Below are 15,483 nucleotides of genomic sequence, written 5' to 3'. Positions count from 1 at the left end.
TTGAGCAGCAAACTGAGTTTATGCCACTAGCTGCCCGACTTCGCCCCAAAACGTTAGATGATTATGTTGGACAGCAACATATTTTGGGGCAAGGGATGCCGCTGCGCCAAGCGATTGAACAGCAGCAAAGTCATTCTGTTATTTTCTGGGGACCACCGGGTACTGGAAAAACCACATTAGCCGAGATCATGGCTAATCACGCCAATGCGGAAATTGAACGTATATCGGCGGTTACTGACGGCATAAAAGAAATTCGTAAGGCAATTGAAGCGGCAAAAGACCGTTTGATTCATCGCCAGCAGCGCACGGTTTTGTTTGTTGATGAAGTGCATCGTTTCAACAAAAGCCAGCAAGACGCTTTTTTACCTCACATCGAAGACGGCACTATAGTGTTTATCGGTGCGACGACAGAAAACCCAGCGTTTGAGTTAAATCGAGCCTTGTTATCTCGTGCTCGGGTATATGTACTGAATAAACTCACGGCTGAGGATTTAAGTCAGGTTTATCACAATGCGCTGACTCACCTTAACCGAGAACGTGCTGATAACAAAGCAGCGGCAATTGTATTTGAGCCTGAAGCCATTAATAGCTTGCTGTCGGTTGCTAGCGGTGACGCTCGTCGGTTACTCAATTTAATTGAAAATAGCCTGACTCACGCCGTTGATGGCTCAGCGATTACTGAGCAGCAAGTGTTAGAAGTAGCGGGCAGTAAAATTGCGCTATACGATAAAGGCGGTGATGCCTTTTATGATTTAATCAGCGCTTTTCACAAATCAGTGCGTGGTTCAGATCCAGATGCGGCGTTATATTGGTTTGCCAGAATACTTACCGCAGGTGGCGACCCGCTATACGTTGCCCGTCGCCTTTTAGCCATTGCCAGCGAAGATGTGGGCAATGCTGACCCAAGAGCACTAACCATTGCCATAAATGCATGGGATACTTTCCAACGTGTTGGCCCAGCAGAAGGTGAGCGAGCAATTGCCCAAGCGGCGGTCTATCTTGCACTTGCGCCAAAGAGTAATGCTGTATACACCGCATTTAAACAAGCGATGGCCATGGCTGCACAAACCAGCGAACTGGATGTACCGATACATCTAAAGAACGCCACCAGCAATATCACCAAAGGGTTAGGGCATGGTCAGGAATATCGGTATGCACATGACGAACCTAATGCTTTTGCCGCTGGCGAGTGTTATTTCCCGCCAGAAATTAGCCAAACGCGATTTTATCAGCCAACCGAGCGTGGCTTAGAAAAACAGTTAAAGGCAAAACGAGAGTATTTAGACCAACTTAACAGGGATAGTGATGAGCAACGCTTTAAATAGTGTCAGTATCTATTTGCTAGTGGCACTTGGTGGTGCCTGTGGTGCCAGTTTACGGTTTTTTATTTCGCAATTAGTCCTAAATTGGCTAGGAAAGGGATTCCCTTTTGCGACATTGATCGTTAATATTTCGGGCTCATTTATAATGGGTCTGTTATACGGGCTTATAGAGCAGGGCGTTATAGAAGTCGCCATTACCCGAACACTGATTGGGATAGGCTTTCTAGGTGCATTAACGACCTTTTCAACGTTTTCATTAGATACTGTGCTGCTTATTCAGCATGGTGAGTATTTTAAAGCGGTTACCAATATACTGCTCAATGTTGTACTTTGTGTGGGTGCAGCAGCACTCGGTATATTTTTAGTAACCCATCGGTAAAGTGACTAACAATGCTTGACGCAAAACTTTTAAGAACTGATTTAGAACAAACAGCAGCAGCGCTCGCGAAACGCGGTTTTACACTTGATGTAGAAAAATTAACAGCGCTTGAAGAACAACGTAAAGCCATTCAGGTAAAGACCCAAGAATTACAAAGTGAACGTAACACACGGTCAAAATCAATTGGGCAAGCCAAAGCTCGTGGTGAAGATATTCAGCCATTGCTTGCACAAGTTAGCCAGTTAGGTGATGACCTAGAAGCTGCGAAAAACGAAGAAAAAGAAGTGTTAAAAGCAATTAATGATATTGCTGCAGCAGTGCCAAATATCACTCATGAGTCTGTGCCAGCAGGCGATAGCGAAGACGATAACGTTGAAGTTCGCAAATGGGGCGAACCAAAAGCTTACGATTTTGAAGTAAAAGATCATGTAGACATCGCGACTGCGTTAGACAAAGGACTCGACTTTGAAAGTGGTGCCAAGCTTGCGGGAACGCGTTTCGTGGTAATGCGTGGTCAAATTGCCAAGCTGCATCGTGCGCTAGCTCAATTTATGCTTGATGTGCATAGCGAAGAGCACGGCTATGAAGAAATGTATGTGCCTTACTTAGTTAACCACGATTCACTATACGGTACTGGTCAATTACCAAAGTTTGGTGAAGATTTATTCCACACTGACTTATCTTCAAAGACTTTCTCACTTATTCCTACCGCGGAAGTGCCACTAACAAACTTAGTGCGTGATGAAATTGTTGATGAGAAAGAATTACCAATTAAGATGACTGCGCATACGCCATGTTTTCGCAGTGAAGCCGGTTCATCCGGCCGTGATATCCGTGGTCTAATTCGTCAGCATCAATTCGATAAAGTTGAAATGGTGCAACTTGTTAAACCAGAGACTTCATTTGATGCGTTAGAAGAATTAACAGCTCACGCGGAAAACATTCTGAAAAAGTTAGAACTTCCGTTTAGAACGGTTGTACTTTGTACTGGCGATATAGGGTTTAGCGCGACTAAGACCTACGATATTGAAGTCTGGTTACCAGCGCAAAACACTTATCGAGAGATCTCGTCTTGTTCGAATATGGGTGACTTCCAAGCGCGTCGTATGCAAGCACGTTTCCGCAATAGTGAAACTAACAAGCCAGAATTGCTACACACACTTAATGGTTCTGGTTTAGCGGTTGGCCGTACGCTAGTTGCGATTTTAGAAAACTATCAGCAAGCTGATGGCTCAATTGAAATACCAAAAGTATTGCAGCCATACATGAAAGGCTTAACTCACATCGGTAAATAGCTTTCATCGCTATAAGTAGAGTTCAGCTAGCTTCGTTAACTTAAGTTAATGATAAAGTTAGTAATATGTAAAAAGTCCGGCTTATGCCGGATTTTTTGTTTCTAACAAATATTAATTACATTTTTAATGTAATGGTTTTAATTAATCTCGGGTCTTGATGAAAAAGTTATTCAGGATTTTGTATTTTGCTTAAAAACCTTTTCGTTCAAGCCATCGTTTTCGTATTAATTTTTCAGTTTGTCTCATGGGTTCGTGAAACGAATATGTTGTCTAGTGATACGCAAGTATCGCAAGATATTGTACTTACTTCGTTAGATGGTGACGAAGTGGCAATTAAAGCAGATAGTAAACCACTGGTTCTTTATTTTTTTGCGCCTTGGTGTCAGATCTGTCATATGAGTATTGGCAACCTACAATCAATTTACGAGAAAAATGGTGATATTGATGTTATTGCCGTTGCACTCGATTATACAGAGCAAGACGAAGTAGTAAGGTTTACTCAGCAGCACCAACTCACATTCCCTGTGGTTTATGGTAATGAACGCCTTAAACAAGAACTGATGGTGAGTGGTTATCCTAGCTACTATGTACTTAACGAAGATAACACAGTGGAAAGTAAATCTATGGGTTATTCAACGGAATTAGGTATTTATTTACGCGCTTTGTAAGATGCGTTTCGTGACTTGCGCTTTCTAACCGACACAATTGTATATCGTATTATTAATATGAGCTTGGCAAACTAGTGTGCGTTAAGCTAGTTTGCTTGGCGTTTTTTGAAGGTATGGTCTATCACAGTGAGCGACTGGATTACCTACACATAGCTTTTACCGCTTTATTAATCAACTAACTTGACAACGCATAGAAGCGCAGTGACACCGCTACAAGGCTAACCAAGCGGATTAGCTTTTCAAGCCAGCAAGTTCTGCCTCAAGTTCTTTAACACGATTATTAGCTTTGGCAGCGCTATTGGTAAGTCGCTCAAAGGTATTAGTTTGGTTGTACTTCATAAACTCGATTTGCTCTTTAAGCTTAACGCGCTCTTCCTTCGCTTCCTTGCCATTCAATTGTTCTTGATGCAGTTGGTTTTCTAGTTCTCTAACTTTTAATAAGGCTTGCTCTGATTTGGTGGTTAGTCTTTCAACCGTGGCAATATTATTGCTTTTTACGAACTCCACTTGGCTAGCAAGCTTGGCATTTTCCTGACGCAGCTCATTAGCTTGGAGCTCAGCGTTACTAATTTTTGCTTCTGCTTGTGAGTATGTTTGTTGTTGCTTGGTGAAGTTTTCTTTATCAACTTGGTGTGCTTGCGTCGATTCTTCCAATTTCTGAGTTAATTGGTTAATTTTCGTCGCGGCATCAGACACAGATCCCTTCAATTGGTCAATGATTTCATCTTTATTAAGTGATGCTTCGTTTAACGCTTGTGTGTTTGCTTCTCGCTGCGCTATTTCACTAGATAGCAAATCATTTTGTTGTTGCGCCTTTTTAAGCTTGTCCTCGCTATCAGTTGCCTGTTGTTTATATTGATTCAGTTCGCTCGTTAATGACTGAATCACATCATCGGAACCTTTAGTCGCTTCAGACAATAAATCAGTTTGGCGGTTGTTCAACTCTGTCACTGTTTGATGGTGAGCTGCTTTTATCGCATCAATGTCACTGTCATGCTGCTGTTTGATATCATCAATCACTGTTTGATGATCGCTCGTCTGCGCTTCTAATTCAGTGAGTCGTGACTGAAATTGCTGCGTTGTTGCTTCTCGCTCGTAGGATAATGCTTGTTCGTGGGCAAGGTTAAGGGATTCGATCGCACTAGAATGCTCATTTTTTACTGTTTGTAAGTGGTGCTCTAAATTTGAAATTTGCAGGTTGCTAGCTTCTGAGGCTTGAGTTATTGATTCCTGGTGGTTTTGCTCCAGTTCAGCTAATTTCTGAGCAGATAATTCCCTGAACTCTGTAAATGCTGTCGTTGTTTCAGAGAGTTCATCCCTTAATTGCTGTGCTTCGCTACTGTGCTGTTTAACGAGTTGCTCTTCTAGCGCACTTAATGCCTTTTGCTTATCGTCTTGTGCTTGCAACTTATATGAGGAAAATTCTTTAGTAACCTTATCTAATGACTCATGAAGTTGTTGCTCAATTTCTTGATGATTTGCTATTAACCTTTGTTCAAGTGCAGTTAAAGCCTCCTCTTGGGCGTGCTTTGCGTGCTCTTTATTTTCTCGTAATTCATTCTTAAGGTGAGCTATTGAGTCATCGCGATCTTTGGTAAAGCTCGCCATGCTTTGCTTATGACGCTGTGTTATCGCGTCAATTTCACTTGTGTGTTCTGATATGCGAGCGGTCATACTTTGCTGATGCTCTTCTTTAATCTGCTGAATGCGTTCAGCTTGTTCTGTTTTTAAAGAAGCAATAATTTCAGTGAGTGATGCATTTTCGCTTTGTACATCAGTTAACAGGTTCTCTACCTTGGCAAGCTTATTCGTTAGGTAGCTTTCTAGCTGACTCGCATGATTAATTTTTTGTTGATATTCACCAACCGCATTAGCTACTGACTTTTCAATATCGGCATTAATTTGCTTTAAAATATGATCGCTTAAAGATGGTAGTTCAGATTGTTGATGGCTAATTTCGGCTCGCCACTGATTGAAAAATTTAACGAGTAGTTGTTGAGGGGCGTCAAAGTGATCAAACAAGGCTTCAATAACATTCCCTTGCTCGGTTTTAGATACTTCATCACAAAAGCGCTTGATGTCTTCGTATGCTACAGACACTCTTATATTCCTTTATTGCGTTTTATTCAGCCACAGTAATTTTTAACATATTATTTACTAAGGTTAAATGTATAGAATTGAATAATATGACAATTAAACGAAGGTTAAGTGGCATATGATCATCAATATTTATTTTCACGTAGACGAATAAATAGGGTTTAGTTAATCTATCAATACCTAATAACAGCGGATAGCTAGGGGCTCGGCGCTAGTTAGCCAATAACAAACTAATTATTCGGGCATTAAACATGACTTCTTCCTTGTCTTCAGTTAATTCAATTCTTTTTGTCTGCATGGGCAATATTTGCCGTTCGCCAACTGCCGAAGCTGTGTTTAGAGCTAAGGCGAATCAAGCTGGGTTGGATATAACAATTGATTCCGCCGGAACAATCGGCGCCCATGTTCGTGAAAAACCTGATCACAGATCACAAAAAGCAGGAATGGAACGCGGTTATTCGTTTGAAGGTATTCGCTCGCGAAAAGTTGCTAGTTCAGATTTTGAAAAGTTTGATTTAGTGTTAGCAATGGATAACCAAAACTTACAAGATCTGCTTAACAATTCACCGACCGAACACCATCATAAAATAAAACTTTTCTTGGAGTTTGCAGATAACTTTGAAGAAACGGAAGTGCCAGATCCATACTATGGCGGTGCAGGTGGTTTTAAATACGTTGTTGATTTAATTGAAGATGCGAGCGATGGTCTGATTAATCGCATCCGTGGGTAGTAAATTGCGTAGTTACAACACCAGATTTAACTTCTGCGTTTTTTCACTGCGTCGGCTAGTACCGCTAACACGTCTTCACTCGTGCTAAAGTTGATACAAGCATCTGTGATACTTTGACCATAAGTTTTCGCTTTGCCATCAATAACCTCTTGGCGACCTTCAACAATAAAGCTTTCAACCATCACACCAAAAATAGCCGTAGATCCGCCAGCAATTTGCGCTGCAATGTCTTGTGCTACCAAAGGTTGTTTGCTGTGGTCTTTACTGCTGTTGCCATGGCTGCAATCAACCATTAATGGCTTATTAATGCCTGAATCAAACAAGGCTTCTTGGGCTGTTTCAACATGGTTTGCTTGATAGTTTGGTTCCTTGCCGCCGCGTAAAATCACATGCGCGTGAGGATTGCCATGTGTTTGGTAAATACACATTTGACCTTTTTTATCCGGTGAGTAGAGTACGTGGGGGACGCTGGATGCCTTAATGGCATCAACGGCAATTTTAACATTACCATCAGTACCATTTTTAAAACCAACAGGGCAGGACAGTGCTGAGGCAAGCTCTCTGTGTACTTGGCTTTCTGTAGTACGGGCGCCAATTGCGCCCCAAGTAATTAAATCAGAGATATACTGGCCCGTGACCATATCTAAGAACTCAGTGCCTGCGGGCAAACCTAACTCGTTAATATCAACTAATAGATTACGCGCCAAGTTTAAGCCTTTTGCTACATGGAAAGATTTATCAAGATCAGGATCACTAATTAGCCCCTTCCAGCCAACGGTTGTGCGCGGTTTTTCAAAATAAACACGCATAACAATCATTAACTCGTCTTGATATTTTTCATGCAATACTTTGAGCTGCTTGGCATAGTCTAGCGCTGCTTCAGGATCATGTATTGAACAAGGACCAATAACAACCACTAAACGGTCATCTTCTTTGTTAATAATACGTTCTACTTGCGCTCTACTTTCGATAATAAATTCAGCGGTTTGCTCAGAAAGTGGGATTTGCTCAGCTAATTCTGCAGGTGAGGCGAGATGCTCAATTAGCGTGGTTCTAATTTCGTCGGTTTTGATAGTCATTTAACTTAGCTTTAATGTGCTGCCGGCAAGTATGCTTTTAGGCTTAAGCGGCAGCATGAATAATTGCGGTTAACATAGCGAAAAAGTTAACTAAAGTGAATTAGTTTTATCGCTAGTTACCGCGTTTTATCGCATTAGTACTTATGACGACGCAGGCCCGTTTCTGCCAGAATTTTTGCAGTGATTTCTTCTACTGAAAACTTTGTTGAATTAATGAACGGAATTTTCTCTTTTTTATAGAGTTTCTCCACTTCTCTAAGCTCCATTCGACACTGTCTGGCCGAGGAGTATTTACTGTTTGCTCTGCGGTTATCACGGATGTCCATCAATCGCTCTGGATCTATCGTTAAACCAAAGATTTTTTTCTTATGCTGCTTAAGGAAGTTAGGCAGCTTAAGCTCGTCCATATCGTCATCAGTGAATGGATAGTTCGCCGCTTTGATACCGTATTGCAGTGCTAAATAAAGAGAAGTTGGCGTTTTACCTGAGCGCGAAACGCCTACTAAAATAATGTCGGCATCGGCGTAGTTGGTAACATTTGAACCATCATCGTTCGCTAGTGCATAGTTAACCGCATCAATACGATAGTCATAGCTATTTTCGTGAATACTATGGGTGCGATGCGCTTTGGGTTTGGCTTGTACGCTTAATTCTTTTTCCAGTGGCGAAACGAAATGCTCTAAAAAATTATAAATAATGGCATCACAGCTATCGATAATTGCTCTTATCTCAGGGTTAACAAAGGTATGAAAAACCAAAGGCTTCTCACCAGAGCGTTTAGAAATAGCATTAATTTTAGCTTTTGCTTCTTCGGCTTTTGCCACAGTTTCTACAAAAGATATCGTATGGTGTTCAAACTCCATGGGGAATAGGGAAAGTAAGGCATGGCCAAAAACTTCAGAAGTAATCGCGGTTCCGTCTGAAATATAGAAAGCTGGGCGCATTTTGATCTCTCTTTTGAAAACTTACAAATTTTGTTTTGGTATTCGTGGGCTCCAGTGTAGAATGGCCGCGCTTTAAATATCAAACATATTTCCAGCTAGTGGTATTGTTTTTGATCGAAGTCTATATTCAAGTGGCTTTTGCTCGTTAGCATTAATAACGTGACTAGAGTTACTTGACTATATACTTTACAAAAATGACTAATCTTGGAGATATTGTCGTGCAAGAAAACGTACTTTGGTATGAACAGCTGGGAATGAATGATGTCGACCGTGTTGGCGGTAAAAATGCATCATTAGGCGAAATGATTTCAAACCTGGCTAATGTTGGGGTGCAAGTCCCTGGCGGTTTTGCCACTACAGCCTTCGCATTTAATGAATTTCTTGAACAAAGTGGCCTAAACGACAAAATTTATCAATTGCTAGATAGCCTAGATGTTAGCGATGTTAACGCGCTAGCTGAGTGCGGCGCTACTATTCGTCAATGGATTATTGACACTCCTTTCCTTCCGCAAATGCAACAAGACATTGAGCAAGCTTACGCAAAGCTCGCTGGCGAATTTACTGAAGACGCTTCATTTGCCGTACGTTCATCGGCAACCGCAGAAGATATGCCTGACGCTTCATTTGCTGGCCAGCAGGAAACTTTCCTAAACGTTAAAGGCCTAGATGCAGTAATGGTAGCGATTAAGCACGTATTTGCTTCGCTATTTAATGACCGTGCTATCTCATACCGTGTTCACCAAGGTTATGATCATCGTGGTGTTGCGCTATCAGCCGGTATTCAGCGTATGGTACGCAGTGACATTGCAGCAAGTGGTGTAATGTTCTCAATTGACACTGAATCTGGCTTTGAAGATGTGGTATTTATCACTTCAAGCTACGGCTTAGGTGAAATGGTGGTGCAAGGGGCGGTAAACCCAGATGAATTTTATGTACACAAGCCAACGTTAGCCAATGGCAAACCAGCTGTGGTGCGCCGTACTATTGGTAGTAAAGCCATTAAAATGGTTTACGCGGATAGCCAAGAGCACGGTAAGCAAGTTGAAATTGTTGACATGGAAGAGTCACTTTCGAATCAGTTCTCTATTACTGATGAAGAAGTGATGGAGCTTGCCAAGCAAGCAGTGATTATTGAAAAGCATTACGGTCGTCCAATGGATATTGAATGGGCGAAAGACGGTTTAGACGGTAAACTTTATATCGTTCAGGCGCGTCCTGAAACGGTTCGTAGCCGAGAAAGCGCTAATGTAATGGAACAGTTCCAGTTACAAGAAACTGCTGCTGTGATTTGTGAAGGTCGTGCGATTGGCCACAAAATTGGTTCAGGTACCGCAAAAGTGCTTTCTTCACTTGAAGAAATGGACAAAATCCAGCCGGGTGACGTGTTAGTAACAGATATGACTGACCCTGATTGGGAGCCAATCATGAAGCGCGCATCAGCGATTGTTACTAACCGTGGTGGTCGTACTTGTCACGCGGCGATCATCGCTCGTGAAATGGGTATTCCGGCGGTTGTTGGTTGTGGTGATGCAACAACGCGTATTAAAGCGGGCGACGAAATTACTGTTTCTTGTGCTGAAGGTGATACCGGTTTTATTTACGACGGTAAATTGGAATTCTCAGTGACCACTTCGCAAGTGGATGAAATGCCTGAACTACCACTTAAAATAATGATGAACGTGGGTAACCCAGACCGTGCGTTTACTTTTGCTCGCCTGCCACATGCTGGTATTGGTTTAGCCCGTTTAGAATTTATCATTAACAAAATGATCGGTGTGCATCCAAAAGCGTTACTTAACTACGATGCACAATCGGCCGATTTAAAAGCGGAAATTGACGACATTATTGCCGGATATGCCAACCCTGTAGAATTCTACATTGCCAAGTTGACGGAAGGTATTTCAACATTAGCTGCAGCTTATGCACCTGAGCGCGTAATTGTTCGTATGTCTGATTTTAAATCAAACGAATATGCGAACCTAGTGGGTGGTGAGGAGTTTGAGCCGGAAGAAGAAAACCCAATGATTGGCTACCGTGGTGCTTCTCGTTATATTTCTGAAGACTTCCGTGATTGTTTTGCCCTTGAATGTGAAGCGGTAAAACGTGTACGTAATGAAATGGGCTTAACCAATGTTGAGATCATGATCCCGTTTGTACGTACCTTGGAAGAAGCGTCAGCAGTCATTGATATTCTTGCTGAGCACGGTTTAGAGCGCGGTAAAGACGGCTTAAAAGTGATCATGATGTGTGAATTACCATCGAATGCACTTTTAGCTGACCAATTCTTAGATTACTTCGACGGCTTCTCTATTGGTTCAAATGATTTAACGCAATTAACCTTGGGTCTAGACCGTGACTCTGGCTTAATCGCGCATTTATTTGACGAGCGTAATCCAGCAGTAAAAGAGCTACTAGCAATGGCGATTAAAGCTTGTAAAGCACGCGGTAAATATGTGGGTATTTGTGGCCAAGGGCCAAGCGATCACGCTGACTTTGCCGCTTGGTTGGTAGAGCAGGGCATCGATAGTGTTTCGCTTAACCCTGATACGGTATTGCCAACTTGGTTGTACCTTGCTGAGCAATACCAAGCTTAAGCAATACAAAAGCTGAGTAGTATCAAAGCTAAGTAAAAATTAGCTTTAAAGGCTCTATAAAAACAAAGCCTAAGCAAGTATAAAAACTGCTTAGGCTTTTTTCGTTTATCACTCCCATTCAGTAAGTGTCATGCTATACTGATTTTCTGTAAATTTTCTTGTTGTTATTGCTGTTCGTATGCTTCCTAGGTTAGACCCTGTTGAATTAATTAAACCGATTTATCAAGACTTTATTAACGCGCTTAAGCAAACTGCCTATAAAGGTGAAATTAGTAGCCAATATAGTGCTCGTTTAGCGGTAGCGACCGACAATAGTGTCTACCAGCAGTTGCCGCAATTGGTGCTTTGCCCACGCACTAAACAAGATGTGCAACTCATTACTGAACTAGCGAGCCAAGCGCGATTTAATGATATTAAGTTCAGCGCTCGCGGTGGCGGGACAGGTACCAATGGCCAAAGCTTAACGCCGGGTGTGGTGATAGATTTATCAAAATTTATGAACCGCATTCTGGAAATCAATGTCGAAGAAAATTGGGTACGAGTTGAAGCAGGTGTTGTTAAAGACCAGCTAAATGACTATTTACGCCCATACGGCTTCTTTTTCTCGCCAGACTTATCAACATCAAATCGCGCCACTATTGGCGGTATGATTAACACTGATGCCTCAGGTCAAGGTTCATTGGTTTATGGTAAAACCTCAGATCACGTATTAGGGCTATCATCAGTATTAGCTGATGGTTCATTGATTAATACTCAACCGATGCCGATTGAGCAGGCGGAAACGCTAGCGTTAGAAAATAGCAGTTTAGGTAAAATTACTAAGCAGCTGCTAGCCAGTTGTCGTGATAACCGTGAGCTCATTCTTAACAAATTCCCGCGCTTAAACCGCTTTTTAACCGGTTATGATTTAGAGCACGTCTTTAATGATGACTTAACCGTATTCGACCCAACTCGTGTCATCACTGGCTCAGAAGGTTCACTGGCGGTGGTTTGCGAAGCAAAACTCAACTTAACGCCAATCTCGAAAGCTAAAGCGCTGGTGAATATTAAGTATGATAGTTTTGATTCTGCGTTACGGCACTCGCCTGATTTAGTTAGAGCAGAGGCAACCTCAGTTGAAACCATTGATAGCAAAGTACTTAACCTTGCCAAAGAAGATATTATTTGGCACACCGTTAGCGACTTGATCACTGACGTGCCGGGTAAGGTCATGGATGGCCTTAACATGGTTGAGTACAACGATGAGTCGACAGAAGCACTAGAACAGCGTATCGAAGTGCTTGAAGGTATTTTGCAACAAGATATGGCGGCCGATAAAGGCATTATTGGTTATCAAATTACATACGACCTTGGCAGTATTGGCCGTTTGTATGCAATGCGCAAAAAGGCGGTGGGTTTATTAGGTAACACGCAAGGTAGCCAGAAGCCGCTAGCCTTTGCCGAAGACACTGCTGTACCACCAGAAAACCTAGCAGATTTTATTGGCGAATTTCGTGAATTGTTAGACAGTCACCAACTAAATTACGGTATGTTTGGCCACGTTGATGCCGGTGTTTTGCATGTTAGACCTGCGCTGGATATGTGCGACCCTGAACAAGAAAAATTACTTCGCACCATTTCCGATCAAGTCGTACAGTTAACCGCCAAATATGGTGGCCTAATGTGGGGTGAGCATGGCAAAGGCTATCGCAGTGAATACGGTCCTGAATTTTTCGGTGAAACTTTATTTAACGAGTTACGCAAAGTGAAAACGGCATTTGACCCGCTCAATAAAATGAATCCGGGAAAAATTTGTACGCCGATAGATTCGCAAGAGTCTTTAGTCTCAGTGGATGACACTAAGCGTGGCTATTTTGACCGCCAAATCTCAACGCCGATTAAAACCTCTTTCGAATCTGTACTTGGCTGTAACGGCAACGGTTTATGTTTCAACTATGATACATCGAGTCCGATGTGTCCTTCATCAAAGGTTACGCGTGACCGAAGACATTCGCCCAAAGGCCGTGCTGGTCTTATGCGTGAATGGTTGCGCTTAATGGAAAACAAAGGTGTTGATTTACTTAAAGTTGAAGAAGACCTTGATGGTTGGTCGGTAAAACGCTTGTTAGATAAAGTTAAAAACAGTATTTCTACTAGCTTATCGGACAAAAACAACAACGACTTTTCTCATGAAGTGATGGACGCGATGCAAGGCTGTTTAGCGTGTAAGGCTTGTGCGAGTCAGTGTCCGATTAAAGTTGATGTACCTGATTTTAGAGCTCGCTTTATTAATCTGTATCACAGCCGTTACTTTAGACCGCTAAAAGATCATTTAGTCGCTAACGTTGAAACATTAACACCTATGATGGCGAAAGTACCTAAGCTGACTAATGCGGTACTTGGCTCAAGTATTTATCAATCGTTTTCGAAAACTGCGATCGGCTATGTTGATACGCCATTGTTGAGTTACCCAACCTTAAAGCAGCGATTAGCTAATCGCGATTTTACCCAGTTTGATTTAGCGAAGTTAATGCTGCGCACAGAGCAGGAGAAGGCGAAAACCTTGCTCGTTGTGCAAGACCCGTTTACAACCTTCTACGATGCAAAATCTGTTGAGGCGCTAATGGTATTGGCGAGAAAACTCGGTTTTGACCCAATATTATTGCCGTTTAAACCTAATGGTAAAGCTCAGCATGTGAAGGGCTTTTTATCTCGATTTGCCAAAACTGCACAGTCGACCGCAGATTTTCTTAATGAGTTGCATGAGCTAGGCATTGCCATGGTCGGGATGGATGCGTCATTAGCGCTATGCTACCGCGATGAATACCGTCAAATATTGGGTGATAAACGTGGTGACTTTAATGTGTTTCTTGCCCATGAATGGTTGGCAAAGGTTGTAGAAACTACAACTCAAGAAGAGCATCCTAGCGTTGCAGCTAGTGTCGATTTTAAACTGTTTGCTCATTGCACAGAAAAAACGGCTTTGCCGAAGTCTGAGCAACAATGGCAGCAAATATTTAGTCACTTTGGTTTGACGCTAGATAAAGTAGTCGTAGGCTGCTGTGGTATGGCAGGTACTTATGGTCATGAAGCCGTGAACCTTGATAACTCAAAAACCTTGTTTGAAATGAGCTGGCAAGGCAAGTTAAACGAGCTAAAAGATGAACAAGTATTGGTAACGGGCTTCTCATGTCGCAGTCAGGCGAAACGTTTTGCCAAAGTACAGGCTAGACATCCAGTAGAAGCGTTGGCGCAACTGTTATCATAGCCGTTTAAAAATTGCCGTTTAAAAAGTAGTTTCATAAAAGCATATAACAGCCGCTAGATGAGTGATAGCTCGTTATTAGCGGCTTTTTTGTCAGCTATTTTTGTGGTTGCAAGTGGTATCAGACAAACCCTAGCTAAACGCTTTTTTCACTAATTCAAAACTCTTTTTACGATCTTCAAAATGGTAAACGTTTGAGACCATCATCACTTCGTCAGCATTAAACTGGGCTTGTATCTCTTCTATGGTGGCTTTTACTTGCGCTGGTGTGCCAATTGCTCGTCTTGGCAGGCGCTGTTGGATAAAAGCACTTAACTGAGGTGATACAGGATATTTTGCCACTTGCTCAGGCGTTAAGAAGTCACCTTGCCACTCACCAGTAATGTAGCGATAGTAATTGACCTCGTAACTCTTAGCGAGCAGGTGTGCATAGTCTTCATCTTCGGCGCAGAAAGTCGCAATTGTTACTGAAGTATATGGCGTTTCTTGCTTAGCACTTGGTTTAAAGTGCTGCTGATAATAATTAGTAACTTGCGTTGATGCATGTGGGTTAATAAACAGCGCTAAATTGTAAGGTAAACCATGCTGCGCAGCTAACACCGCGCTGTCTTGGCTTGAACCTAACATCCACATTGGCAAATGCTTTGGCGGCTTAGGGCTGACGGTTGGCTCTGCGTTTTCATTGTTTAGGTAATGCCACAGCTCCTCAACCTGTTGTGGAAATTTATGAAAGTCCGGACGACCATTGGGTGCAAGTGCTGAAGCGGTTAGCATATCGGTGCCGGGCGCACGACCGATACCTAAATCAATACGATCGGGGTATAAGTTGGATAACATTGAAAATACTTCAGCTACTTTGTAACTACTGTAGTGAGGCAACATAATACCACCCGAGCCCAAGCGAATTTTACTGGTCGACGCGCCCAATGCCGAAAGTAACACTTCTGGAGCACTACCCGCTAGCGCAACAAAACCATGATGCTCTGAAATCCAAAAGCGATGGTAGCCGAGCTGCTCACAAAACTGTGCCATCTCGATGGTTTCTTGTAGTGCTGTTGTGGCTGAGTCAAAGGTGCGCGCGAATGATTGATCTAATACCGAAAGTTTAAAAGTCATAGCTGGGCTTTGTT

At 42.4% G+C, this 15,483-nt stretch carries 11 protein-coding genes; 7 read left to right on the top strand and 4 right to left on the bottom strand.

Translation table 11 applies throughout. The features are described 5' to 3' along the window. Positions 1-20 precede the first annotated feature (20 nt). The 4 genes from ACSLUR_RS13665 to ACSLUR_RS13650 all read left to right on the top strand — a co-directional run bounded on the left by ACSLUR_RS13665 (position 21) and on the right by ACSLUR_RS13650 (position 3,664). Positions 21-1,325, top strand: a complete 1,305-nt coding sequence (locus ACSLUR_RS13665) for a replication-associated recombination protein A (RefSeq protein WP_448555601.1) — start codon at positions 21-23, stop codon at positions 1,323-1,325. Further along, positions 1,306-1,701, top strand: a complete 396-nt coding sequence (gene crcB, locus ACSLUR_RS13660; RefSeq protein WP_448555419.1) for a fluoride efflux transporter CrcB — start codon at positions 1,306-1,308, stop codon at positions 1,699-1,701. The genes ACSLUR_RS13665 and crcB overlap by 20 nt, the downstream gene beginning before the upstream one ends. Positions 1,702-1,712: 11 nt before the next feature. Beyond that, positions 1,713-2,996: a serine--tRNA ligase gene (gene serS / locus ACSLUR_RS13655; RefSeq protein WP_448555417.1), complete on the top strand. Its 1,284-nt coding sequence runs from the start codon at positions 1,713-1,715 to the stop codon at positions 2,994-2,996. A gap of 185 nt (positions 2,997-3,181) precedes the next feature. Further along, positions 3,182-3,664: a TlpA family protein disulfide reductase gene (locus tag ACSLUR_RS13650; RefSeq protein WP_448555415.1), complete on the top strand. Its 483-nt coding sequence runs from the start codon at positions 3,182-3,184 to the stop codon at positions 3,662-3,664. A 231-nt stretch (positions 3,665-3,895) separates the two neighbouring features. Here ACSLUR_RS13650 and ACSLUR_RS13645 read toward each other — a convergent pair whose 3' ends face one another. After that, positions 3,896-5,764 (bottom strand): coiled-coil domain-containing protein, encoded by a 1,869-nt coding sequence (locus tag ACSLUR_RS13645; RefSeq protein WP_448555413.1) that lies wholly within the window; start codon positions 5,762-5,764, stop codon positions 3,896-3,898. Positions 5,765-6,012: 248 nt separating this feature from the next. Between ACSLUR_RS13645 and ACSLUR_RS13640 the strand changes: the two genes are divergently transcribed. Then, positions 6,013-6,492: a low molecular weight protein-tyrosine-phosphatase gene (locus ACSLUR_RS13640; protein WP_448555411.1), complete on the top strand. Its 480-nt coding sequence runs from the start codon at positions 6,013-6,015 to the stop codon at positions 6,490-6,492. Between the two features lie 26 nt (positions 6,493-6,518). Here ACSLUR_RS13640 and ACSLUR_RS13635 read toward each other — a convergent pair whose 3' ends face one another. Together ACSLUR_RS13635 and ppsR are read right to left on the bottom strand one after the other, a co-directional pair. Next, entirely contained in the window at positions 6,519-7,571 is a 1,053-nt protein-coding gene (locus ACSLUR_RS13635; protein ID WP_448555409.1) for a 3-deoxy-7-phosphoheptulonate synthase, read from the bottom strand. 134 nt (positions 7,572-7,705) lie between these two features. Further along, positions 7,706-8,515 carry a phosphoenolpyruvate synthetase regulatory kinase/phosphorylase PpsR gene (gene ppsR / locus ACSLUR_RS13630; RefSeq protein WP_448555407.1) on the bottom strand — a complete coding sequence of 270 codons (810 nt, stop codon included), beginning with the start codon at positions 8,513-8,515 and terminating at the stop codon, positions 7,706-7,708. A gap of 218 nt (positions 8,516-8,733) precedes the next feature. Between ppsR and ppsA the strand changes: the two genes are divergently transcribed. Together ppsA and ydiJ are read left to right on the top strand one after the other, a co-directional pair. After that, entirely contained in the window at positions 8,734-11,109 is a 2,376-nt protein-coding gene (gene ppsA, locus ACSLUR_RS13625) for a phosphoenolpyruvate synthase (RefSeq protein ID WP_448555599.1), read from the top strand. A gap of 178 nt (positions 11,110-11,287) precedes the next feature. Beyond that, positions 11,288-14,356, top strand: coding sequence for a D-2-hydroxyglutarate dehydrogenase YdiJ (gene ydiJ / locus ACSLUR_RS13620; RefSeq protein ID WP_448555405.1), 3,069 nt, complete (start codon positions 11,288-11,290; stop codon positions 14,354-14,356). 129 nt (positions 14,357-14,485) lie between these two features. Here the strand turns inward: ydiJ and ACSLUR_RS13615 are convergent, their stop codons facing one another. Next, entirely contained in the window at positions 14,486-15,469 is a 984-nt protein-coding gene (locus tag ACSLUR_RS13615; protein ID WP_448555403.1) for an LLM class flavin-dependent oxidoreductase, read from the bottom strand. Positions 15,470-15,483 lie beyond the last annotated feature (14 nt).

The organism is Thalassotalea montiporae (assembly GCF_053485855.1).
The sequence above is the reverse complement of the archived record's forward strand: the minus strand, read 5'-3'. Positions and strand labels throughout refer to the sequence as shown.